Origin of the sequence: Vibrio viridaestus, assembly GCF_003856525.1 — a bacterium.
In the GTDB taxonomy this organism is placed as follows: Bacteria; Pseudomonadota; Gammaproteobacteria; order Enterobacterales; family Vibrionaceae; genus Vibrio; species Vibrio viridaestus.
This window is the reverse complement of record NZ_RJVQ01000003.1, coordinates 216005-239161: the sequence shown is the minus strand read 5'-3', so window position 1 is coordinate 239161 and position 23157 is coordinate 216005. Positions and strand designations below refer to the sequence as shown.

Below are 23157 nucleotides of genomic sequence, written 5' to 3'. Positions count from 1 at the left end.
TCTACTCTCCCATCTTGGCTAATATTTTGCCGATAAATTCGCCAGCCGATGCACAAATGACACCATTGCCTTCTCGTCCCGGAGGCGTTTCAAGCAGAACCCGTGTTTGATGAGAAACAACATCGATATTCAATTGGTCGAGTGTTTTTACGTCCAGAGGTTTCTTCTTCGCTTTCATTACGTTGGGAAGTTTGACAAATCTCGGCTCCGCCAGTCGAAGATCAGCCGTTATAATCGCGGGTAACCCCAGTTCGGCAACTTCTTCACCGTTATCCACTTCATAGCGAACACGAACACATCCTTCATTAAATTCAATAGCAGATGCACAATGAGAGATTGGATAATCTAATAGCCCGGATAGCATCGCGGCAGATTGGGCATTGTCGCCATCAATAGACTGCTTACCCATCAGGATTAGGTCGGGTTGTTCTTCAGAGACAACACCATTCAGTATCTGCGCCACATGCAAAGGTTCAAGAAGCCTCTGGCTCTCTACTAAAATCCCTCTATCTGCTCCCATAGCAAGAGCGTGGCGAATTTGGTCCTGAGCCTTTGTCTCTCCAATAGAGACAACTACGATTTCGTCGACCTGCCCCTGCTCTTTTAATTTAACCGCCTGTTCAACGGCAATCTCGCAGAACGGGTTCATCGACATCTTAACGCCATCTGTCTCAACAGCAGAGTTATCGTCTTTCACCCGGACCTTAATGTTGTAATCTACCACTCGCTTTACTGCGACAAGGATTTTCATTCCAGTACTCCCTAAGCGACTTTTCAATAAAACTAAGGAACGACGAATCCTTCCCGATTCCTTTCATCAGAAAAGCGGGTCTTATTTCGACCAGCTTTGATTTGAAATGCTCACCTATTTAGGTGGTAATGATGTAATGTAACCCATCATCTTGATGTTCGCCTTGATCTAACACGATACAAAAGGCAACAAATTGAATCACTTTAAGGCATTGCCTTTAACGGTACTGATTCATCTTCGTCCTGATCCCAAAACGCATTGCGATCCATATAATTTTTCAGAAATTGCTGTAATCGTGGCGGCTTTGCTCCTTGGAATAGTTGTCTTGGAGACCCTTTCGCCATGATCTCGCCTTTATCGAGAAACACAACGGTATCTGCTACTTGTGCTGCAAAGCCCATTTCATGAGTCACAACAATCATTGTCATGCCATCGTTCGCGAGATCTTTCATGACCTGTAACACTTCACCCACCAATTCAGGGTCGAGTGCCGATGTAGGCTCATCAAACAACATCACTTGTGGCTCCATTGCCAATGCACGTGCAATTGCGACACGCTGCTGCTGGCCTCCTGATAACTGGGCTGGATAATGATTTGCTCGTTCTGATAACCCTACCTTTTTAAGCAACTGCTGCCCTTTCGCATCAGCGTCGGCGCGAGACATTTTTTTTACCCGAACCAAAGCTTCCGTCACGTTACCCAATGCCGTCATATGGGGCCAGAGGTTAAACTGCTGAAATACCATCCCCATATTGCGGCGCACGTGATTCAGTTCTTTCGTTGAAGCTAATTTCCGATAATCCGTATCATCGTTGTAGCCCAACAACTCCCCATTAATCAACACCGTGCCACTTGAATACTGCTCAAGGAAGGCAATACAACGCAGCAACGTACTCTTTCCTGAACCTGATGGGCCAATTAAGCATACAACTTCAGAGGCTTGTACGTTTAAGTTAATACCTTTTAGTACCACATTATCACCGAAGGACTTCCCCATGCTCTGAACCTGAACAATCGGTTTTACTTCTTGTTTCACTTCCATGATTATCTTTCCATATATTTACTTAAACGTTTTTCCGCTCTTAACCCTAATCGAGATGTTGCTTCTGCCATGATAAGGTAAGCAATCGATAAGACTAATAACGTTTCGGCATAGGCGTATGTTTCAGAACCGATTCCAGTTAGTACAAATGTCAGTTCAGGAACCGTTACGATAGAGAGAACGGCGGTTTCTTTGCCTAAAATAATCGACGTATTGACGAGTGCAGGCACAATCAGCACCATCATTTGTGGAATTTGGATACGCCAGATCATTTGAACGTGAGAAAATCCCATCATTTGTGCCACTTCAAGGTGTCCTTTGGGTATTGACTGGAACCCTGCACGAAAGATTTCTGCATAATAGGCACTACCATAAATAGCCAAACCGATAATGCCTGCTTGCAGAGGCTCAAGATAAAGACCTATTGACGGTCCACCGTAATACAAAAGGAAAAGCTGTATCAGAAACGGAGTGGTTCGAATGACCTCAACATAGAGTCTTACAGGATATCGAAAGATTCTCGATTTTGCTGTCAGTCCAAGCGCGACAATTAGCCCAAGTCCCATGCCGAACAAACATGAAATCGCCGTCGCGACTAGCGTTGTTCCAAACCCACTCAATATATCGGACATATGGCTGGTGATAACTGAAAAATCAAAGGTCATTAGGCAGCTACTCCATGTTTTGCTCTTTTCTCCAACCACAAGCCGAGAATTGAGATAACACTGTTGAGCACAAAATACATCGCAGCAGCGGTTAGATAGAATTCAAACGGTTGGAAGTTACTCGCTGCAAGGTTTTGCGCTGTTCGGGTTAACTCAGCAATACCAATCGCGGAAATCAAAGAGGATGCTTTGACAAGGAGAATCGTTTCATTGACTAAACCAGGAATCGTGAGCTTAAACACTTGTGGTAACTCAACATGCAGCAGAACCTGCATACGAGTCATGCCGAGCATCTGTGCTGATTCGCTCTGTCCTACGGGTAAAGATTGAAAACCTCCACGTAAGATTTCCGTCATATAGGCACCAGCACACATTCCAATACAAGCCGTTGCAGCGACGAGTGCAGGAACCTTAATACCAATTAGAGGCAGACAATAGTACGCAACCATCAGTTGCACCAGCAAAGGCACACCACGAAAAACGGACACGTAGATTTTAACAAACAATTGTAGATATCGATTTGGTGACATTCTTAGAGCACACATCACCATTCCGACCAGTAATCCCAAAAACACTGCCATAAAGGAAAGGAACAGAGTCATTTTGACTCCGTCCCATAGTATGGGAAGCGTTGAGGGAAGAATCGAAAAATCAAGCATATTCAATCCTTCCTAACTGATTAGATAACAGGTGTGATGGTTTCCTGCGGAAGGCTCATTTCAACACCAAACCATTTTTCCTGAATGGACTTCATACGACCATCTGATTCCATCTTAACCATGATGTCATCAATGGCTTTTAAAAGACTCGCTGAATCATCATCCTTTCTTACTACGTATCCAAAATAAGTCTTTTTACCAAACGGAGGCATCACCACTTCGAAGTTTTTATGTTGACTGGCCATATAGCCAATGTTTGGAAGCGCATTGGCAACGGCGGCTACACGTCCTGTCATGATCTCAGAGTACGCTTGGTTGAAATCGACATATGACTTAATTTCGACAGGTTTAGACAGGGTATCTGAGAAGTCTTTCAACTGCTGCTCCTGAGAAGAAGACTTCTGCACACCGATTTTCATACCCGCAATATCTTCAGGTTTGGTGACTCGGCTGTCTCCACGCTTTTTAAGTAATGCAACTGAAGCATCTGCAATAGGATAGGTAAAATCATAGCGCTTGACGCGTTCTTTCGTGATAGTAACTGGCCCGGCAACCATATCAAACTTGTCGGCTTCCAGCCCAGGTAAAACACTTGACCACGGCAGATCGACATAGCTCACTTTTACGCCAAGCTCTTTACCCACCTCATCAAAGAAATCTTTATTCAAGCCGACGTGCTTATCACCTTTCAGAAAGTCAAACGGGGCAAATTGCAGTTCGGTACCGATGACTAACTCTCCTTTTGCTTTTACATCGGATAAGACATCAGCATTAGCAGCAAAAGCACACAGGCTGCTAAGAAGCAATATTGCACTACCCAAGCGATATTGATGTTTCTGTTTACGCATTCTAACTCTCCATTTAGCTCACCGGATATAGCCGGATTTCCATATAAAATGCCAAGGTTCAAAGCAGCCAGTAGAAACCAGCACTTCTCTCTTCCAAAACCTATTGTATATACATATATAGCACAGGCGTTTTTTATCAAACAAGACTCTGAACCATTTTATTTACCAAAATCCCTAACAATTTTCTTTTTATCCGTCCCATTGCTTTTTTACCCAACCAGATGCACTATTTACGAACCCCAAGATGGTGAAATGCACAAATAAAAAGCAGAAATATGATAGATAATGGACTGAAATAAAACTGCTCTTATTGATGGGATTTCATAATCATATTTAATTTTTATCTTTTACCAATAATTAATACTCAATCTCTATATTGAAAAAATTATCAATAAAGTCTGGACTAATTTGTATAAAAACTATACATGTATATACTAATTTTAAATTGCCAAGATGGCAGTGATAAACGATTCAAAAGGATTTGCAGGAATGAAAACGATCGATGAGATTGCCGATCAGCTCGTCAGCAGCTATGTAGCACCACTAACAGACTACAACGCAGGTTTATCAATCGAAGCACTTAAAAAGAAATATCAGGTCGAGAAAATAGCGAAACTGGGGAGCAACGAAAATCCCTTTGGTACAGCCAACTCGGTAAAGCTCGCACTCAGTGAAGATGATAATCTTGCTCACTATCCAGACCCAGACTGTAGTGAACTCAAATCCCTTCTAAGCAGTCGCCTAGATGCACCAACCAGTCATTTTGTTATGGGGAATGGCTCTGAAGATTTAATCAATATGATTTGTCATTCGTTTCTACAAGCCGGAGACGATGTATTAACCGTTATCCCCTCGTTTGGTCTGCATATTCTTTATCCAAAATCCTATGGTGCGAACGTCATCGCGTCTTACATGACCTCAGATCTCACTTTCGATGTAGATGATTTAGTTGAGAAATTAAAAGCAAAGCCGAAACTGTTTTTTATAGCCAGTCCAAGCAACCCGGTAGGGTGTACGCTGTCATCAACGGATGTCGATAAATTAATAGAAAATCAATCAGAAGAAACTTTGTTTGTTTTCGATGAAGCGTATTATGAATTTGCCGCTCATGAAAGTACGTATAGCGATGTAGTTGAAAAACTAAAACAATCAGGCAAACCGTATATCCTGCTACGCACTCTGTCTAAAGCTTATTCTCTCGCGGGTTTACGTGTTGGGTACGCGCTTTGTGGCTCAGAAAATATCGCACGCTACTTAAACAAAATACGTTTACCCTTCAACGTAAATCGACTGGCACAAAAAGCAGCTAAAGCGGCTTTAAACGACAACGAGCATCTCACCAAAACACTAGAGTGGAACAGTCAGGCCCGTTCAGAGGTATTCAACCAATTAACAGAGATGGGCCTAGCACCTATTCCATCTCAAGGGAATTTCCTGTTTTTCAGAACCAATATGCGTTCAACTGATCTCGCAGAAGCGTTACGTTGGCATGGTGTCATCATCAAACCTTGGCTCGAACAGGGATACACAGACTATGTTCGAGTATCTATCGGTAATAAAGAAGAAAATCAGCAATTTATTACCAGTTTGGCAGCAATCCTGCATCCAACTGAGTAATTTTACGCGTTTATCTTTGGGAGTATGATGATGAGTAACACGCCAGCGTGTTTAACAGATTTAAAAACGGTACTGCAAGCAGAACAAATCAAACAAAGTGATGCTGTCGATATCAGTTTTCACAAAGATTGGAGCAGTGCCCCGCCTGTCGCCCCTGCTGCCGTTGTCTATCCCGAGTCAACGCAGCAAGTCGCAGAGATTGTCAAAATCTGCGTGAAACATCGTCAACCGATGGTCGCTCAAGGCGGGAGAACCGGTCTTGCTGGTGCTGCAACACCTGTACCAGATGCAATTTGTATTTCGTTTGAAAAAATGAATGCCATCAACGATCTTGACCCCATGTCAAATACAATCTCGGTTGAAACCGGCATTACGCTGCAGCAAGTTCAAGAAGCTGCTCTCGAAGTGAAACGTGCATTTCCGGTCGATTTTGGCGCTCGAGGAAGCGCTCAAATTGGTGGTGTGCTGGCGACAAATGCGGGTGGAAACAATGTAATTCGCTACGGAATGACTCGTGACAATGTATTGGGATTAGAAGTCGTAACAGCCAATGGTGAGATTATTGACCTAAGTAACCGGATGATCAAAAACAATACGGGCTACGACTTGAAACAACTCTTTATTGGCAGTGAAGGGACACTTGGTTTTATTACCAAAGCGACTCTAAAGCTGACATCCGTTCCCGGTGAACCTCGCACAGCATTGTGTGCTCTGGAAAGCTACGAAAATGGCGTCGCTTTATTACGTCAGCTACAAGAGAAACTAGGTCAATCGATTCACGCCTTCGAAATGATGTGGCCAGATTTTTACCAAATGAGCTGTTCGTGGTTTTGCGCCGATAACCCGCCACTTTCTATCGGTTATCCTCTTTACGTGTTGGTAGAGTGCCGTGACTGTGAAGAAGAGAAATTTAATGAGGCTCTGGGAAACGCATTCGAAGACGAACTCGTTGTTGATGCTGTTATCGCGTCATCTCTACGCGAGAGAGAGAAAATTTGGGAAATTCGTGAAGCAACAACCGAGTTTCCGACCAAGCTGGCACCAATTAATTTTGATATCAGTTTGCCGATAAAGCAGATAAATACGTTCGTCCAGACCTGTAAATCACGAATTGATGAGAAATGGCCTGGCGCACTAACCATTAACTTCGGTCACATTGGTGATAGTAATCTGCACTTAACCATAGATAAGCGTTCTGCAGACGGAATAGACGAACTCGCAGCAGATCAATTAGTATACGCCTGTGTAGAAGAATTCAACGGTTCTATTTCAGCTGAACATGGTATTGGAACTCTAAAACGAGATTTTCTTCACCATACGGTTGCTCAGCCAGCGTTACATTTAATGAGTACGATTAAACAAACGCTAGACCCATATAACTTACTTAATCCGGGTAAGTTAATTGACATAAATAAGCAGTAAAATCGTGATGAATATGCACCTTATTTAATCACTAAAACATTGGCACAATACGTGCTTACAACTTGTATATACATATACACTCATTATAAAAACATTTATCACAAGGAGAGTTAGATAATGATGTTTAATTGCGCTAAGAAGTTTTGCAAAAGCGTCGCATTTACGGCGGCTATTGCATGTTCAGCAAACACATTTGCTGCGGATTTAGGCAAACTAAAAATGGGCATTGAACCATGGTTAGGATACGGCCTTTGGCATATAGCCGCACAAGATAAGTTGTTTAAGAAACAGGGCTTCGACCAAGTAGATGTGGTCAATTTCGCGGAAGATAAAGACATCAATGCGGCATTAGCAAGCGGACAAATTGATGTGGCGAACATTGCGACACACACAGCAATGGGCATGATTTCAGCTGGGCTGCCAATCAAAGTCATTATGTTGTTAGATCAAAGTGAAACAGCCGATGCCCTTATCGTATCGAAAGACATTACGTCACTGGAAGATCTTAAAGGTAAACAAGTCGCTTATGAAGAAGGAACGACCAGTGATATTCTTCTGCACAGCGCGCTTAGCTCTGTTGGTATGACAACAGCAGACGTCAAGCCAGTACCCATGCCTGCATCGAATGCCGGTAGTGCTCTAATTGCGGGTCAGGTTCCGGTTGCCGTTACTTATGAACCCTACTTAACTGTAGCTAAAAACAACGATCCATCTATCAAAATGCTTTATAGCGGTGCTTCAGACCCTGGCCTGATAAGTGACGTATTGGTCGTTCGTCAATCTGTGATTGATGATCATCCAGAACAGGTATCTGCTCTAATCAAGGTATGGGCGGCTTCGCTAAAAGAGTACAACACCAATACCAAACGTGGTCGTGAGATCATTTCCAAAGCGGTTGGTGCTAGTCCTGAAGAGCTTTCTACGGCTTTTGATGGTGTGAAATATCTTAATGTTTCAGCAAATAAAGCCATGCTTGCTGGCGAATTCAAAGATCAAACTTTCCCTCACATTTTGAAAGCAGCCAATGATGCAAAAATCATTTCTGCTGACCTTGCTTTCGATCAAGTCGTCGACTCATCATTCATCGAAAAAGAGTAAGGAATCTTAATGTCTGTGACAAACCTGGAGAGCTGCGGCTCTCCTGTTAAAAACACAAAAAAGCGGGAGAATGTTTTGAAACGGACACTCTTTACCATTGGCCACACACCAACTCGTACTCAAGCGATCATTATTGGTGTGGCTACTTTTGTTATTCTTTTTGCAATTTGGTGGTTAGCCACCTCAACGGGAAAAGTAAAGCCAATCTTTCTGCCTGGACTGGAGCAAGTCTGGAAGCGCCTAATTACCCTAGCGAGTCAGGGTACACTTTGGGAAGACATGCAAAGTAGCTTGTATCGCATCGCAGTCGCTTTTTTCATATCGTCTGTCATGTCGATCGTAATCGGTATTCTGGCGGGTTGCTATGGATTCGTTAAAGCGGTAGTTGAACCCTTGGTAGACTTCATTCGCTATATGCCGGTTGTGGCATTCGTACCACTAACGATTCTCTGGACAGGTACTGATGACTTTCAAAAATTCTTAGTTATCTGGATCGGTACCTTCTTCCAACAAGTGCTGATGATGATCGACGCTGTGAAGCGTGTGCCTAAGGACTTTATTGGTCTTGGTCGAACTCTCGGCATGAACGACGGTAAGATTTTATTCAAAATTGTGTTACCTGCAGCTCTACCTAATATTTGGGATGCTTTGCGGATCAGTCTTGGTTGGGCCTGGACTTGGTTAGTACTTGCCGAGTTAGTCGCGTCAACATCCGGTCTTGGATATCGCATAGTGGTCTCTCAACGTTATTTCCAAACCGATACGATTATCGGCTACATATTGCTTCTCGGCCTTCTCGGCTTAATCACTGACCAGATCATGCGTGCAGCAGAACGTTTTCTGTTCCGCTACAACAAGCGAGGTTAATCATGGCTACTTTGACGATTAAAAATCTGGTTAAGAGCTATCCAGCAAAGAAACGCGAGCGAAACACGGTATTAAATAACATCGATTTGACTCTGGCGAATAATGAATTTGTCTCAATCGTTGGTTCATCAGGTTGTGGCAAAAGTACCCTCCTTTCCATCGCAGCTGGGCTGGAAGAATTTGATTCCGGTGACGTTCTCGTTGACGGTAATCCAATTCAAGGACCGGGTATAGACCGTGGGGTGGTATTTCAATCCTATACATTACTACCTTGGCTTACCGCACGCCAAAATATAGAGTTCGCTTTAAAAGCCGCCGGCTATAACAGTTCCGAAAGTAGTGATAGAGCCCAGCAACACCTAGAACTGGTAAAACTTGGTAATGCCGCTGATAAATGGCCAGCCGAGCTTTCAGGGGGGATGAAACAACGTGTTGCTATCGCTCGAGCACTCTCCTATCGACCTAAAATATTGCTGATGGACGAACCATTTGGTGCACTCGACGCCATGACCCGTCAGCAGATGCAACAATTGCTCCTAGAGGTGTGGGAAAAACATCGTCTAACGGTGATGTTTGTTACTCACGACATCGAAGAAGCAGTCTTTCTATCCGATCGAATCGTCATCATGAAGCCGGGAGCTATTGATGAAACTTTGGATGTCAATCTCGAACGTCCAAGACCGATATCGATTACTCGTAGTGACGCCTTTGCCGAACTACAACAGCATGTATATGACAGGATTAGTCAACCATTAGAAATGGTATAAAGATAAGGATTTACCCATGAATATTTCATTCTATGATTTAACGAACTCGACTGACATTCCAGCAGAACTACTGGCAAGAACAGAATCTGACTTATCTTTTTTCAGTGAAAAAGTGACGCCTATTATCGCGGCCGTAAAAGAAAAAGGTGATGCCGCTCTTATAGAATTTGCCCGTAATTTCGATGGCGTTATTCCAGAAACCTTTTCTGTTAAAGCGGAAGAAAGCGAATTTGAAGCCGCTTTCGCTAACCTCGATCCTGAATTGATTGAAACTATTAAGTTTTCAGTAGAAAACGTGCGTGCTTTCCACGCAGCGCAAAAACCTGAAGAGATGTGGCTTAAAGAAATGCGTCCAGGTGCATTTGCTGGTGATCGTCATGTTCCTATTGACGCTGTTGCTTGCTATGTGCCGCGCGGTAAAGGATCCTTCCCAAGCGTACTGATTATGACAGCGGTACCGGCTGTCGTAGCCGGCGTACCAAGACCAGTGATTATTACCCCACCAGGACCTGACGGTAAAGTCGATGATGCAACACTAGTTGCGGCTCAGCTGGTTGGTATCAAAGAAGTCTACAAATGTGGTGGCGCCCAAGGCGTCGCAGCTGTTGCTTATGGTACTGAGTCTGTACCAAAATGCTTGAAAATCGTTGGCCCGGGCAGTCCTTGGGTCGTGGCCGCGAAAAAACAACTCACTCACCTTATTGATCCGGGTGTGCCTGCTGGACCAAGCGAAAGTGTTATCTTAGCAGATGACACAGCAGACGGTAGACTTGCGGCATTAGATCTATTAATCGAATCCGAGCATGGTCCCGATTCATCGGCATTTTTGGTCACATCTTCGCAACGTGTTGTTGACGAAGCCCTAAGTGCTATTCCGGGATATTGGCAAGAAATGCCAGAGAAACGTGCAGAATTCTCACAAACAGTTTTATGTGGTGAACATGGTGGTATTGTGCTGACTAAAGATTTCGATGCTGCCATTGAATTTGTAAACCAATACGCGCCAGAACACCTGGAAATTTTAAGCGCTGAACCCATGGCTGACATGACCAAAATACGTAATGCTGGCGAAATTCTTTTGGGTAATCACACGCCTATTTCTCTAGGTAACTTTGTACTCGGTCCCAATGCTGTGTTGCCAACAAACGGCGCCGCCAAAACAGCGGGACCGCTATCAGTCTTTGATTATATGAAGCGCATTTCGGTCGGTTATGTAACCAAAGAAGGCTATTCCGAATTAGCGGAAAATGCGAAGCGATTAGCTGAGTACGAAGGTTTCGCAAGTCATGCACTTGCTGTATCTGACAAACGTACCAAGATTCTCGGAGAATAAGATGTCTGACACCATTCACAAAGAACCTCTCGCGGCTCAGGCCCATGTTTTAAGTAAAAGCGGCGATTGGGATGGTGCTCAGAAGAAGTTGATTGCTCTCATCGGTGAAATTACCGGTGCGAGCGTCACCACTTTGACCATAAACCGTGACCAATACAGTCTTAACTCATTGAATGGCTTGGTTTCAGTAAGTGACGGAAGTGATTATTTCTTCAAATACCATCATGAAGAAGGTGAAGAACAATCTATCGAAGAATACTATCGCGCAGAACTGCTGAAGCGCTATGGATTTCCTGTTGATGTGCCCGTTTTCGCCTGTAAAGAGCCCGGTAGACAAATTCTTCTCTATCGCCAGCGCGATGATAAGCGTCTTGCTGATGTATGTCGAAAAGTCGAATCTGAAGCGGCCTATCAGACGATAGACCCGATTGTGAACGCTCAAATTGAGTTGGATAAATTAACCCTAACTAAAACGCTTGAGTCTTATAAGCCCGTTACAGAAAATGAAGTCGAATCTGAAGCGATTCATCAGCTTTTCTATCGCCGCTTAGTTGACGGGCAACACCCTGATGGCCTAGGTGGTAGAGTTAATAAGTTTTACGTTGGTAAAATCTTTCAACTGGGCGACACAACACTTGACTGGGAAAACTTTTCGCAAGCGAAATGGTGCATTAACGGGGTTAATTACCCTTATTCCATTGAAGAATTGTTTACCCAATCAGCCAATACACTTAAACCAAGTCATCTGGCAGATCACGGCGCCGTGACGGCACATGGTGATGCCCACAACGCAAACGTATGGTACGAGAATGGTGATGTACCCAAATTGTCTATGTTTGACCCAGCCTTCGCCGGCGAACATATTCCAGCGCTGCTTGCTGAAGTAAAAGCAACGTTTCATAACATATTCGCCCATCCGTACTGGCTATATGAACCCAATCTGGTTGAAAAGAATTACCATGTTTCAGTTCAGTTCCACACTGAAAATAATACGATTTACGTCAAGCATGATTGGACATTGACCCAATTACGTCAGGCATTTTTAGACTCGAAAATACGCAATTATTGGCAGCCACTCATCCGTCATCTCGATGATTGCAAGGCACTACCATCTAATTGGCAAGAGATTATTCGTCTGGGTTTATTTTGCTGTCCAACGCTCGTAATGGATTTACGCGCTGATGGATTAAGTAACCATACCCCTTACAGCTCCCCCCTTGGTTTTGCGGTTGCGGTTAGTCTGGCTAATCCATCGCAAGAAGGTCTTAGTGCCTGGGTTGATGAATTACTAATATCTTAAGGAAGAGAATATGAAGGCAGCGAGACTTTACGGTATAGGTGATATTCGTATAGAAGATATCGCAGAAGATGAACTCAAAGATAACAGTGTTAGAGTAAAAGTGACCGCAGCCGGAATCTGTGGGTCTGACCTCCATAATTTCAAGACAGGTCAGTGGCTTGCTTCCGTACCCGTCACACCCGGTCATGAATTTTGTGGAACCATTACCGATATTGGTTCAAATGTTGAAAATTTTGCTATCGGCGACCAGGTTGTTGCGGATTCTCGGGCTTATTGTGGTCAGTGCCCGGCTTGTGAAGCACATCAGTTCAATCACTGCGAGTCACTCGGCTTTGTTGGCGAAGTCTGCAATGGCGGTTTCGCCCAATTTGTCACAATCGATGAGAAATCACTGATAAAAGTACCAACGAATGTCGCGCCTTCTATTGCTGTTCTGAGTGAACCACTAGGTGTCGCGTTACGCGTAGTGAACCAACTCAGTCCTGAACGGGGTGATGCGGTTAAGGTTTATGGGGGTGGTACCATTGGCGGATTAACAGCCCTACTACTTCAAGAACTTTATCAATGTCGTATTGATCTTGAAGAGCCAAATTCAGACCGTAAGCAACTGCTGTCTGATATAATTGATTTGGACACTGTTGAACGCTACCACTGCGCTGTCGATGCTACCGGTGTTCCAGCTGTTATCAACGAAATTATCTCGAATATTCAGGCTGGCGGAAAAGTCGCTCTAGTTGGCTTACCCCATGCGAATAAGGAAATTGATATTTTATCTATCGTCGAGAAGGAAATTCAGCTTATCGGGTGTAGTGTATTTCAGAATGAACAACATCAAATCATCGATTTTCTTGAACGATTAGCGCCTAAACTCGAAAAGCTCATTTCTGCACCAATTGCATTGGACAATATTGGTGAAACCTATCAGATACTGACGTCGCAACAGGTTCCTTACCTCAAAGCCGTCGTACAACCTTAAGCCGGAGTTATTTATGGATTCTTCACTTTTCTCTATCACCGGTAAAACAATCTTAATCACAGGGGCAAGCCGAGGTATTGGCCTTGCTTTGGCAAAAGGTGTTGCAGGGGCAGGAGCAAACGTCATTATTGCAGGCCGCTCTCAAAAGACTCTCGACGTTGCCCAAGCAAGTATTGGCGACGTTGCAGGATCAGTAAGCACTCTTGTTGTCGACGTAACCAGCCAGTCTAGTATTGAGCAGGCGTTTCAAAAAGTAGCCTCAATTGATGTGCTGATTAATAATGCAGGTACTGAACACGTCTGCCCATCTCTCGAACTCACAGAGGAAATATGGGACACCATTATTGGTACAAACCTAAAAGGTGCTTTCTTCTGCTCTCAAGCTGCGGCCAAAAAAATGCTTCCTACCGGACGTGGAGTCATTATCAACCTATGCTCACTCACCAGTGAAGTGGGTGTACCTGGCGCGGTTCCCTACGGTTCTTCAAAATCAGGCGTATTGGGGATGACTAGAGCTCTTAGTACTGAGTGGGCTCCCAAAGGAATCCGAGTCAATGGTATTGGTCCTGGTTACTTCCAAACTGAGATGACCGAAGTTTTCTATGAAAATAAGTCATGGTGCCAATCGATGCTCGAAAAAATCCCTCAGCAACGCTTTGGGGAATTAGAGGATTTGGTCGGAACAGCTATTTTCCTCGCCTCTGATGCGTCAAAGTACATTACTGGTCAGGTGATTTACGTTGACGGTGGCTACCTAGCCGCCATTTAATCCATTCTGAGAAAAACAGGAGGTTCACACCTCCTGTTTTTCTACATCTTGTGCAATAACGACGAATGAATATCGCTGATAGTCTTACAACCTAATTGAGCCATTGTTCGATCGACTTCTTGCTGTAACAGTGTCATCATCTTCTCCGCACCTTGTTGCCGTTCGACGGCCAACGCATACAGGAATGGGCGGCCGATCAAAACACCATTGGCGCCAAGTGCAATCGCTTTAACGATATCCGTACCTCGACGAAAGCCACTATCAACCCACAGCAACATATCATTACCGACTTCGTCGCGAATATCGGCCAACATATCCACTGGGCTAACCGTATAATCAAGCTGACGCCCACCATGATTGGATAAAACGATACCATCACAGCCAGTTTCTACCGCACGTTTCGCATCTGCTCGATTCATAATACCTTTTACAACCAACTTACCCGGCCAAAGCTCTCTTACCCATTTCAGCGTTTCCCAATCTAGGGTAGGGTCCATTTGTTCAGCAAAATAGGCGGCAGCCCCCACCCCTTTTTGATACTCCTTCGGTAAGTAAGGCACCAAATTCCCAAATCCAGGGACACCTTGCGGAACAATCACTTTACTCACCCACCAAGGGTGCATCGCAATATTAAAATAGCTTTTTAACGATAATTGGAAAGGTTTTGCATAGTGTCTTTTATCTCGTTCTCGATTACCAAAATACACTGCATCTGCGGAAACAACCAATGTTGAACAGCCTTGGGCACGTGCTCTATCCAAAAGGTTCTCTGTGACCTTTCTATCTCTTAATACATAGAGCTGAAACCAATGATTGGACAGTTTATGCTGACCAATGTCCTCTATTGAGCTGGTCGAGACCGTACTTTGGATATAAGGAATATTTTTACTCGCAGCAGCAAGTGCTAAATGTTCATCTGCTTTATTGCACAACATGCCATTATAGCCCGTCGGCGCGACGGCGAAAGGTGCTGAAAAAGTTTGGTCAAACCAAGTGACTGAGGTGTCTCGCTTATCGCAATCGACCAAAACAGAAGGGATAAAACCCCATTTAGAGAAAACATTACGATTGCTGGCCATGGCAGACTCCGTCTCTGCACCACCATCAACATAATCAAAAGCAAATTTGGGGAGAATCCATCGAGCCTTGCGGCGATAATCTTCGGAATTTAAATTCATGTACCGTCCTTTTACATGCACCACTTAAATAACAGACAATTTGCGCTCAAATTCATCAACATATGAGTACATCTTTGTCTAAATCATCATATTACACCTAACATGTATATACATCTAAAACTATTTCGCGTTAAGATAAGATTTATAACAATATCAATGAGGATCCACGTCAATGGCTGATAAACCGCTCGCAAAACATCTGGCGATTACAATGGAAGGAAATCCAGCACCAATTTACCAGCGTGTCAAAGATGCGATTGTCCACCAGATCACGAGTGGTGCATGGCAGCATAACCAAAAGATTCCATCCGAAAGCGATTTTGTTAACGAACTGGGTGTCAGTCGTATGACGATCAATAGAGCGTTACGAGAGCTAACTACCGAAGGCTATCTCATGAGAATGCAAGGTGTTGGTACGTTTGTCGCCGAAATAAAAGGCTACACCGCAATGCTTGAGGTTCATAACATCGCGGAAGAAATCGCTCAGCGCGGTCACTCGCACACAAGTAAGTTACTATCTCTTGCCGAAGTCAGTGCAGACCCAGAACAAGCGGCAGTTCTGGGCTTAAGTACCGGTGATAAAATCTTTTATTCTCATATCATCCACTATGAGAATGATATTCCGGTTCAACTGGAAGAACGTCTGGTCAATCCTAAGATGGCTCCTGACTATCTTAACCAAGATTATAAAAACCAAACTCCATACACTTACCTGATGAAAATTGCCCCCCTGACTGCTGGGGAACATATTGTAGAAGCCGTTATGCCGACCAATCGTCAGCGTTCTTACCTCGATATTGATGAATTCGAACCATGTTTACTCATTCGTCGTCAAACATGGAGCGATAACAAAATAGTGACCTACTCGAAGTTGCTGTACCCAGGTTCTCGATATAAGTTACTGGGTCACTTTAAAGGTGGTCACCATAGTTAATTGAAGGACGGCTTAATGGCTTAGCTGAGCCATGACGGCGGCAAACTCTTCTTTTATACGCTTTTCTGCCTGATGGGAACCTTGGTGAATCACACGTTTTCCCGCCACATAAACACTCTCAATCTGTGTTTTATCACCGCCGAATAGCCAGCGATTTATCCATTGTTCTGAAGGTAAATTCGTTAACCATTCATCGCTTTTAAGTTCGAGCCAATCCGCTCGATAACCCACATCCAAGCAACCCAAATCAACACCACATGCTTGCGCTCCGCCTTTTGCAGCCTGTATCCACAACAATTCACCGACCGATTTCTGACTGTCAGTGACCATTCGATTGCGCTTCTGTTGCACTAACCGCTGACCATACTCAAGCCAACGTAGCTCCTCCATGGCGTTTAAGGATACGTGGCTATCTGAACCCACGCCCCAGAGACCGCCTTGCTGAATAAAATCCGTTGCAGGAAAAATCCCATCGCCCAGATTCGCTTCTGTCGTTGTACAAATTCCGGCAATAGCACCGCTATCTGCTATGCGGCTAACTTCGCTATCATTGAGATGTGTTGCATGAATCAAACACCAACGTTTATCTACTGAGATATTGTCGTACAGGTATTCAACCGGACGTTTTCCGGACCAACTGAGACAATCATTCACTTCTTTCATCTGCTCAGAAATATGAATATGAACGGGAGCATTATCACTTAACCGAGCAAGTACCTGTTTAATCTGATCGATATTCACAGCGCGTAAGGAATGAAAACAAATCCCCGTAGTTAATAATCCTTGTTCTGATTTACACAAAGCCTGGCACTGGGCTATGTATTGATCCGTGGTTTGAATAAAGCGCTTTTGTAATGGCTGAGCGGGAAGATCGCCAAAACCACTGTAGGTATAAAGAACAGGAAGTAGAGTCTGCCCGATACCCGCTTGAAGAGCAGCATCACGAAGGGCGACTGACATATCATCACTTTCATACGCAGTACCACTTTGGTCATGATGAAGATAGTTAAATTCGGCGACCTGAGTGTATCCCCCTTTCAGCATATCGATATAAAGATAACTGGCTATCGTCTTTACCTGCTCTGGGCTAAGCCGCTCAACCAGATGATACATTTGTTCACGCCAGGTCCAGAAACTGTCCTGTGGGTCACCTGCGACTTCCGCTAAACCTGCCATCGCTCGCTGAAAGGCATGGGAATGTAAATTGGACATGGAAGGCAAAACGAGCCCTTTAATTTCAGTCGCATTAACATCGAAAGTATTATTAGCACTTACCTGACGAATTACCCCTTGTTCATCAAGGTCAATGATCACATCTTTTTGCCAGCGATCCTGAATAAAGGCATTGTGCATAAAAAAGCGCTTCATATTTTTTGCGTTCCCTGCTAATTTGTATATACATATTTATACTACAGCTATACAAATATGCAATACTCATCAGGAGGAGAATTGTCATGAATTCGTATCACTATATTCCAGGCTCGATTCCATTACTTATCAGTATCCCTCACGCAGGTACACAACTGACAGAAGAGGTCGCAGCGGGATTAACGGACAGTGCAAAACACCTTCCTGATACCGATTGGCATGTCGAAAAACTGTATCAATTTGCGCTGGATATGGGCGCACATATGATTGTCGCTGACTACTCTCGCTTTGTTGTCGACTTAAATCGCCCAGCTGATGATCAACCACTCTACACAACCGCAACAACAGGCCTGTTTCCTTCGACCTTATTTAATGGTGTGGAAACCTACCAAAAAGGTAAAGAGCCCAATCAAGAACATCGCTCCATGTGTCTAGAGCAAGTGTGGCACCCATATCATAAGAAGCTACAAGACGTTCTGATGCAGTTAAAGGCGGAATTCGGCTATGCAGTCCTGTTCGACGCTCATTCGATTGCTTCTAACATTCCCAGACTATTTGACGGCCAGCTTCCCGACCTTAATTTGGGCACCAACTCAGGCCAGAGTTGCTCGCCTTCAGTAGAAAAAACGCTGCAAACGATACTTGAGAAAACCGACTACACCTGGGTTATCAATGGTCGATTTAAAGGTGGCTATATTACCCGTGCCTACGGACAGCCAGACCAACATATTCATGCACTACAGCTTGAACTCGCACAAATCAATTACATGGATGAGAAACCACCGTTTGAATGGCGCGAAGACAAAGCGTCACACCTAATCACTGTATTAGAAGACATCGTTACTCAATACTATTCTACTATTACTACGCTCTATTAACGGTAAACAGCCCCCATGTCGGGGGCGTATAATAATTAGTATGTTTCTTTATAGACACTAGCCAGTTCATCTACTGAGAGGGGAACATAGTTGTTAGCTAACAAACGTACCTGCTTAACCGCAACCCCTTCGGCAAACTCAACGGTTTCGCTTTCGTTCATACCAAAGGTATTCAGTTTCTGTTTCTCCCAGATAAAATCAAATAATTCATCCATCACAGCATACACATCGCTCTTTTCGACGTTCAGAATCGAAGCGATCAACGCATTAAACTGACTGATTTTACCTTCAGGCGCTTTCTCATTATAAAGTTTGAACACGGGAGTGAAGAATTCATAATTACACTCTCCATGAGCGACATGGTAATTAGCCCCTAATGGGTAAGCTAAGGCATGAACTGCTCCAACACCAGTATTGCCAAACGCAATTCCTGCATAATTACTGCCAATCAAAAAATCTTCAATGATTTCAGAATAATACTCTTTACCTTTTTCCTTTAGCGTTAAATAACCTTGAAGAATAAGTGTAATCGCTTTTTCAGCAAACAGTTCTGTATAAGCATTCGAGTTAGGAGAAACGTAAGATTCAGAGGCATGAACCAAAGCATCCAGAGTGCTAAACGCAAATACTTTGTATGGCATGTCTTTAAGTAACTGGGGAATCATAACTGCGTGATCAGGCAGGAATTCGGGTATTGCAGTCCCCATTTTGGTCCCTTTGGACTTAATCTCCGCCACTGAAATGGCCGTCACTTCACTACCGGTTCCACAGGTTGTAGGAATAGCGATAAGTTCACGAATCTTTTTAAATGAGGTCCGATTCTCAAAAACATCCAAACATTCACTAATACCATCCAATACCAAAAATTTCGCAATATCCATTACAGCGCCACCACCGATAGCAATGACTCTTTGATATTGGTACTGAGCAGCTTCTTTAATCACACTATCAATGATTTCGTCAGAAGGCTCACCCTTGCCATATTTCTTAGGAGAGATAAATATGCTATTGAGATTAAGCTGTTTAATAAACTTATTGAAAATAGAATCGTTAACTACGATGACGTCTGTGCTGCTTAGGTTAAACTCAGTGGCAAACTCAGAGAACGCCTCAAATTTGTGAATCGTAGGTTGAATTTTAATTAGTTTCATAATTTCCCTATGTAACTCAGTAAGACTTATTGGTTATGACACCAACATACATGAGCATTTGCTAACGCAATTCACCTTTATGAATAATCTTCCTTTACTCCATTCCCTAGATATTATTGTTATAAATTAAGCAGTAACTGACCTGATTAATTTTACGCCTATAATAACCACACAAACTGTACTTAAAAGTGATGTATTTCCCAGTTAGACGTTATTACGCATAAAATTCTCTATAATTAACCTCTAGCTTCAACAGAATATGTGGCATTGGCACTATCCTAATTACCATTTCTCCCAGCAGGCACGACTAGCACGGAACTTAAGTAAAATTAAGGTCAAAAAATACCTCAACAAATAAAAAACCTTGAACTTCATCACATCAACCCAGACTAATATCAATAGCCGTCCTTGAAATATCGCAGAGGTCAAAATGATGGATAACAAGACACAAAACATTATCGATGGTTTATTCGAACGCCTAGAACAGGCAGAGAAGAACAACCCTGTACGAGACAACGCAGCTCAATCTCTTATCGAGAAGCATCTTGTCGCCCATCCGGCAGCACCGTATTACATGGCACAGACGATGATCATGCAGGAGGCAACGATTAAGCAGCTCAACGCGAAAATCGAAGCACTACAACAACAAACCGAACAAAACCAAAAATCATCGGGTGGCTTCTTCTCTGATCTATTCGGTGGTAATAATCAAAGTAGCTCAAACACCTCGAACAGAAACACATTCCAGAATTCGAATGGTCAACCTAACTATGGTCAAGCTGGCAACCAATATAGCAACGCAGCGAACCGAGGCTATGGCGGTTATAACCGTGGTAGCAGTTTTTTAGGTGGCGCATTACAAACAGCTGCCGGAGTCGCTGGCGGGGTTGTTCTTGGCAATTTAATGATGGATATGTTTAGTCATCATCATCCTGAAGAAATTGTGAATATCATTAATGAAGAGCCTATGCAGGACATGGGGAGTAATGCGGATACAAATTTCACAGACAACAATGATAACGACGCGGATTTTCTAAACGATAGCTATGCGAATTCGGACGTCGACCCCAATGATCAGAGTAGCGGGTTTGATAACAGCTTCACCGATTCGCCATTCGCGGGTGACTCAGACAACACCGATGGCGGATTCTTCGGCGGAGGTGATGGTGGCTTTGATGACTTTGACGACTGGAGCTAAACTATCAGCAACACAGTGTATCTGGTAGACAATCAGGCAGGGCATTATTAACGCCCTGCCAATATTAAACTTTGTCTGAATATAACACTGATGAGGACGCTGAAATAAATGAGTTCGTTATTTGCTTAAGTACTCGCGAACGTACCCCAGCATGTTGCCAATATAGCGGTTCGAATAGAGATATGTCTGGCGCAATATTAATCAGTTGCTTGCTTTCTATCGCATCACCAAGCAACCCTTCCGTCGTCACACACCACCCCATCCCCAATTTTGCTGCTTCAACCAATCCAATAGAGGTGGGCAGGTAATGCACGTTATTAGGCACAACGTCTTGTTTAGTTATCATCTTGACGAAGCGTTTTTGTAAGTAATCTTTATGGTCATAGTCCAACGTTGGCGCTTGCTCAAAGGCCTCTGCGGTTAGACCTTGCTTGAAATAACGTTCGTAGATATCGGGAGAAGCAATAGCACAGTAACGCATACTGCCTAACGGATGGACTTCACATCCTTGTAGTGCTTTCTTCTCCGATGTGAGAGCACCAATGACCTCACCATTTCTTAGATGATTAAGAGTAAAATCTTCATTATCCACGCGGATATCAAACCGGTGACCGTAGCCTTTGTAGAGTTGCGATAACGACGGTAACAACCATGAGGAAAGAGAATCTTCATTAACGGCAATAGAGAACATTTTCGCGTGCGTCGATTCAAGCTCATCAGGCATAAAATCTTCCAACACTTCGGCTTCGAGAAGAGACATGGGTTTTACGCGACTAAGTAATAATTCCCCAGCTGGTGTTGCTTTGCAAGGGGACGTCCGAACCACCAACAACTGACCAACACGGTCCTCAAGCTGTTTAATACGCTGAGAAATGGCCGATGGTGTCACAGACAGCCGCTTCGCCGCTCTCTCAAAACTGGTTTCTTCAATAACCGCAATAAATGCGACAACCTGAGGCGATAACAAACTCATAACGTACCGACATTAAACTTTCTTAATTTATAGCAAAGTATAAAGTATTTCTTAAAAGATGATAATGATACATTTAACTATCTCCCCCACCTGAACTCTCAAGGGAAAAAAGGCATACAATGCTAGAATCAAACTAACTAATGCACTCTGATTTGATTAGAATTATTTTTATTAGACTGATTTATGACATAAAACTGCAGGTAATGAGCAATTAAATAAGGTTGAAGAAAAACAACGGCACAAGCTTGGATAGATATCTGAAAATGACTCGTAATATAATCGTAAAGTCCACCTGTAAAGAGTGCTACTCCCCATGATAAAAGGCAGCAACATATAACGGCAAACTGGACCAAACATAAGACCATAATTGCCTTGGTAACTTTAGCTCTATCAGCAAACAGTGCAAAAAAGAATATATCAGGCATGAATCGCTCGTACTTTTAACTAAATAAAGTGAAGTCACAATCGAAATAGGAACCGCTATCAAAATGCTCATTGCTAGATACAAAGTATTTATGTAAATCGCATTCTCGGTGTGAACATAAAAAAATACTTTTCATTCATCATCACCAATTAATCGACTAAAGCATATTCATAATTTTGGTTAGATAAATCTACTATTTTCGGTGGTTCGTCTACTGAATCTCAATCATGCTACACAAGTAGGTAAACGTTAACAGCTAACGGCTTTATTTGCTCCCACACACTTACTAATCATTTCACTACAACCGTTGATTCATTTTCAAATAATTGCTTATAACTAACAATGAACTTGACTAAATACCTCCATAAATAGATAAAAAAACGGAATGAATGTTGGAATTAAATTTAAAAGCCAGTGAATAATGTGAGAATCACATGCTGCATAAAATATAGTCAAAGCAGAAATATTGATAAAAACAACAATAACAAATCTAAAGAACATATTTTTTAATAACAATCAACACAACTGATAAATAAATTTAAATTGTCCATTTTTAAGATTCTTGTGTTTTAAATATGCGACAAATTCCTATTGATTTTAATTATTTAGCTAAATAATCTGTACTCTCAGAACGTTTTATCCAATAATGCCGCTTCTTATTAATCTAAACGGACAATCAAAATGAAATCTTTCTCTAAACTAGCGATTATCGGTATGGCTCTAGCTGTGTTAGCAGGCTGCACAGGAACAACTTATAACGAAGACAGAAGCTGCTCAACAGATTACTTATTGATTCCAGCGATCTCAATTCCTAATGCAATTGGCGCATGTGATAATACAAACAAGTAATATCACAGAAATAATGAACACCTTTCTAATAGGTGTTCATTATTAATTTCCTCCCCCCTGAAAAAAACAATTTAGTCACACTTGCTGTG

Annotated in this window: 22 protein-coding genes; 13 read left to right on the top strand and 9 right to left on the bottom strand. The window is 43.0% G+C overall.

Annotated elements, in window-relative coordinates:
* Position 1: 1 nt before the first annotated feature.
* The 5 genes from EES38_RS08685 to EES38_RS08665 all read right to left on the bottom strand — a co-directional run bounded on the left by EES38_RS08685 (position 2) and on the right by EES38_RS08665 (position 3966).
* Positions 2-751, bottom strand: a complete 750-nt coding sequence (locus EES38_RS08685; RefSeq protein ID WP_124936791.1) for an electron transfer flavoprotein subunit beta/FixA family protein — start codon at positions 749-751, stop codon at positions 2-4.
* Between the two features lie 203 nt (positions 752-954).
* Positions 955-1794 carry an amino acid ABC transporter ATP-binding protein gene (locus EES38_RS08680; RefSeq protein WP_124936790.1) on the bottom strand — a complete coding sequence of 280 codons (840 nt, stop codon included), beginning with the start codon at positions 1792-1794 and terminating at the stop codon, positions 955-957.
* A gap of 2 nt (positions 1795-1796) precedes the next feature.
* Positions 1797-2459 carry an amino acid ABC transporter permease gene (locus EES38_RS08675; protein WP_124936789.1) on the bottom strand — a complete coding sequence of 221 codons (663 nt, stop codon included), beginning with the start codon at positions 2457-2459 and terminating at the stop codon, positions 1797-1799.
* Entirely contained in the window at positions 2459-3118 is a 660-nt protein-coding gene (locus EES38_RS08670; RefSeq protein ID WP_124936788.1) for an amino acid ABC transporter permease, read from the bottom strand. The genes EES38_RS08675 and EES38_RS08670 overlap by 1 nt, the downstream gene beginning before the upstream one ends.
* A 20-nt stretch (positions 3119-3138) precedes the next feature.
* Positions 3139-3966: a transporter substrate-binding domain-containing protein gene (locus tag EES38_RS08665; RefSeq protein ID WP_124936787.1), complete on the bottom strand. Its 828-nt coding sequence runs from the start codon at positions 3964-3966 to the stop codon at positions 3139-3141.
* Positions 3967-4455: 489 nt separating this feature from the next.
* Here EES38_RS08665 and hisC point away from each other — a divergent pair, with 489 nt between their 5' ends.
* The 9 genes from hisC to EES38_RS08620 all read left to right on the top strand — a co-directional run bounded on the left by hisC (position 4456) and on the right by EES38_RS08620 (position 14115).
* The gene (gene hisC / locus EES38_RS08660; protein ID WP_124936786.1) at positions 4456-5583 is read left to right on the top strand and encodes a histidinol-phosphate transaminase; all 1128 of its coding nucleotides are present in this window, start codon (positions 4456-4458) and stop codon (positions 5581-5583) included.
* 30 nt (positions 5584-5613) lie between these two features.
* Positions 5614-7005 (top strand): FAD-binding oxidoreductase, encoded by a 1392-nt coding sequence (locus EES38_RS08655; protein WP_166434226.1) that lies wholly within the window; start codon positions 5614-5616, stop codon positions 7003-7005.
* A 117-nt stretch (positions 7006-7122) separates the two neighbouring features.
* A complete protein-coding gene (locus tag EES38_RS08650) occupies positions 7123-8103 on the top strand; it encodes an ABC transporter substrate-binding protein (RefSeq protein WP_124936784.1) in 981 nt (326 codons plus the stop codon).
* Between the two features lie 9 nt (positions 8104-8112).
* Complete coding sequence (locus EES38_RS08645) at positions 8113-8970, top strand: ABC transporter permease (protein ID WP_124936783.1); 858 nt, start codon at positions 8113-8115, stop codon at positions 8968-8970.
* 2 nt (positions 8971-8972) lie between these two features.
* Complete coding sequence (locus EES38_RS08640; RefSeq protein WP_124936782.1) at positions 8973-9737, top strand: ABC transporter ATP-binding protein; 765 nt, start codon at positions 8973-8975, stop codon at positions 9735-9737.
* A 16-nt stretch (positions 9738-9753) separates the two neighbouring features.
* Positions 9754-11070, top strand: coding sequence for a histidinol dehydrogenase (gene hisD, locus EES38_RS08635; RefSeq protein ID WP_124936781.1), 1317 nt, complete (start codon positions 9754-9756; stop codon positions 11068-11070).
* 1 nt (position 11071) lies between these two features.
* The gene (locus EES38_RS08630; protein ID WP_124936780.1) at positions 11072-12370 is read left to right on the top strand and encodes a hypothetical protein; all 1299 of its coding nucleotides are present in this window, start codon (positions 11072-11074) and stop codon (positions 12368-12370) included.
* 10 nt (positions 12371-12380) lie between these two features.
* Positions 12381-13346 carry a zinc-dependent alcohol dehydrogenase gene (locus EES38_RS08625; RefSeq protein ID WP_124936779.1) on the top strand — a complete coding sequence of 322 codons (966 nt, stop codon included), beginning with the start codon at positions 12381-12383 and terminating at the stop codon, positions 13344-13346.
* A 13-nt stretch (positions 13347-13359) separates the two neighbouring features.
* Positions 13360-14115 (top strand): SDR family NAD(P)-dependent oxidoreductase, encoded by a 756-nt coding sequence (locus EES38_RS08620; protein WP_124936778.1) that lies wholly within the window; start codon positions 13360-13362, stop codon positions 14113-14115.
* Between the two features lie 41 nt (positions 14116-14156).
* On the opposite strand, the gene EES38_RS08615 is transcribed toward EES38_RS08620, so the two are convergent.
* Positions 14157-15293 (bottom strand): alpha-hydroxy acid oxidase, encoded by a 1137-nt coding sequence (locus tag EES38_RS08615; RefSeq protein ID WP_124936777.1) that lies wholly within the window; start codon positions 15291-15293, stop codon positions 14157-14159.
* Between the two features lie 172 nt (positions 15294-15465).
* Here EES38_RS08615 and hutC point away from each other — a divergent pair, with 172 nt between their 5' ends.
* Positions 15466-16227: a histidine utilization transcriptional repressor HutC gene (hutC, locus tag EES38_RS08610; protein WP_124936776.1), complete on the top strand. Its 762-nt coding sequence runs from the start codon at positions 15466-15468 to the stop codon at positions 16225-16227.
* A gap of 12 nt (positions 16228-16239) precedes the next feature.
* Here hutC and EES38_RS08605 read toward each other — a convergent pair whose 3' ends face one another.
* Entirely contained in the window at positions 16240-17595 is a 1356-nt protein-coding gene (locus tag EES38_RS08605) for a formimidoylglutamate deiminase (protein ID WP_124936775.1), read from the bottom strand.
* Between the two features lie 86 nt (positions 17596-17681).
* Here EES38_RS08605 and hutG point away from each other — a divergent pair, with 86 nt between their 5' ends.
* A complete protein-coding gene (gene hutG, locus EES38_RS08600; protein ID WP_124936774.1) occupies positions 17682-18473 on the top strand; it encodes an N-formylglutamate deformylase in 792 nt (263 codons plus the stop codon).
* A gap of 35 nt (positions 18474-18508) precedes the next feature.
* Here the strand turns inward: hutG and EES38_RS08595 are convergent, their stop codons facing one another.
* Complete coding sequence (locus EES38_RS08595; protein WP_124936773.1) at positions 18509-19624, bottom strand: 4-hydroxybutyrate dehydrogenase; 1116 nt, start codon at positions 19622-19624, stop codon at positions 18509-18511.
* Between the two features lie 430 nt (positions 19625-20054).
* On the opposite strand from EES38_RS08595, the gene EES38_RS08590 reads away from it, so the two are divergent.
* On the top strand, positions 20055-20822 hold the full coding sequence (locus EES38_RS08590) for a DUF2076 domain-containing protein (RefSeq protein ID WP_208020418.1): 768 nt from the start codon (positions 20055-20057) through the stop codon (positions 20820-20822).
* Between the two features lie 64 nt (positions 20823-20886).
* On the opposite strand, the gene EES38_RS08585 is transcribed toward EES38_RS08590, so the two are convergent.
* The gene (locus EES38_RS08585) at positions 20887-21795 is read right to left on the bottom strand and encodes a LysR family transcriptional regulator ArgP (protein WP_124936772.1); all 909 of its coding nucleotides are present in this window, start codon (positions 21793-21795) and stop codon (positions 20887-20889) included.
* 1105 nt (positions 21796-22900) lie between these two features.
* On the opposite strand from EES38_RS08585, the gene EES38_RS08580 reads away from it, so the two are divergent.
* Positions 22901-23068: a DUF4223 family protein gene (locus EES38_RS08580; protein ID WP_124936771.1), complete on the top strand. Its 168-nt coding sequence runs from the start codon at positions 22901-22903 to the stop codon at positions 23066-23068.
* Positions 23069-23157 lie beyond the last annotated feature (89 nt).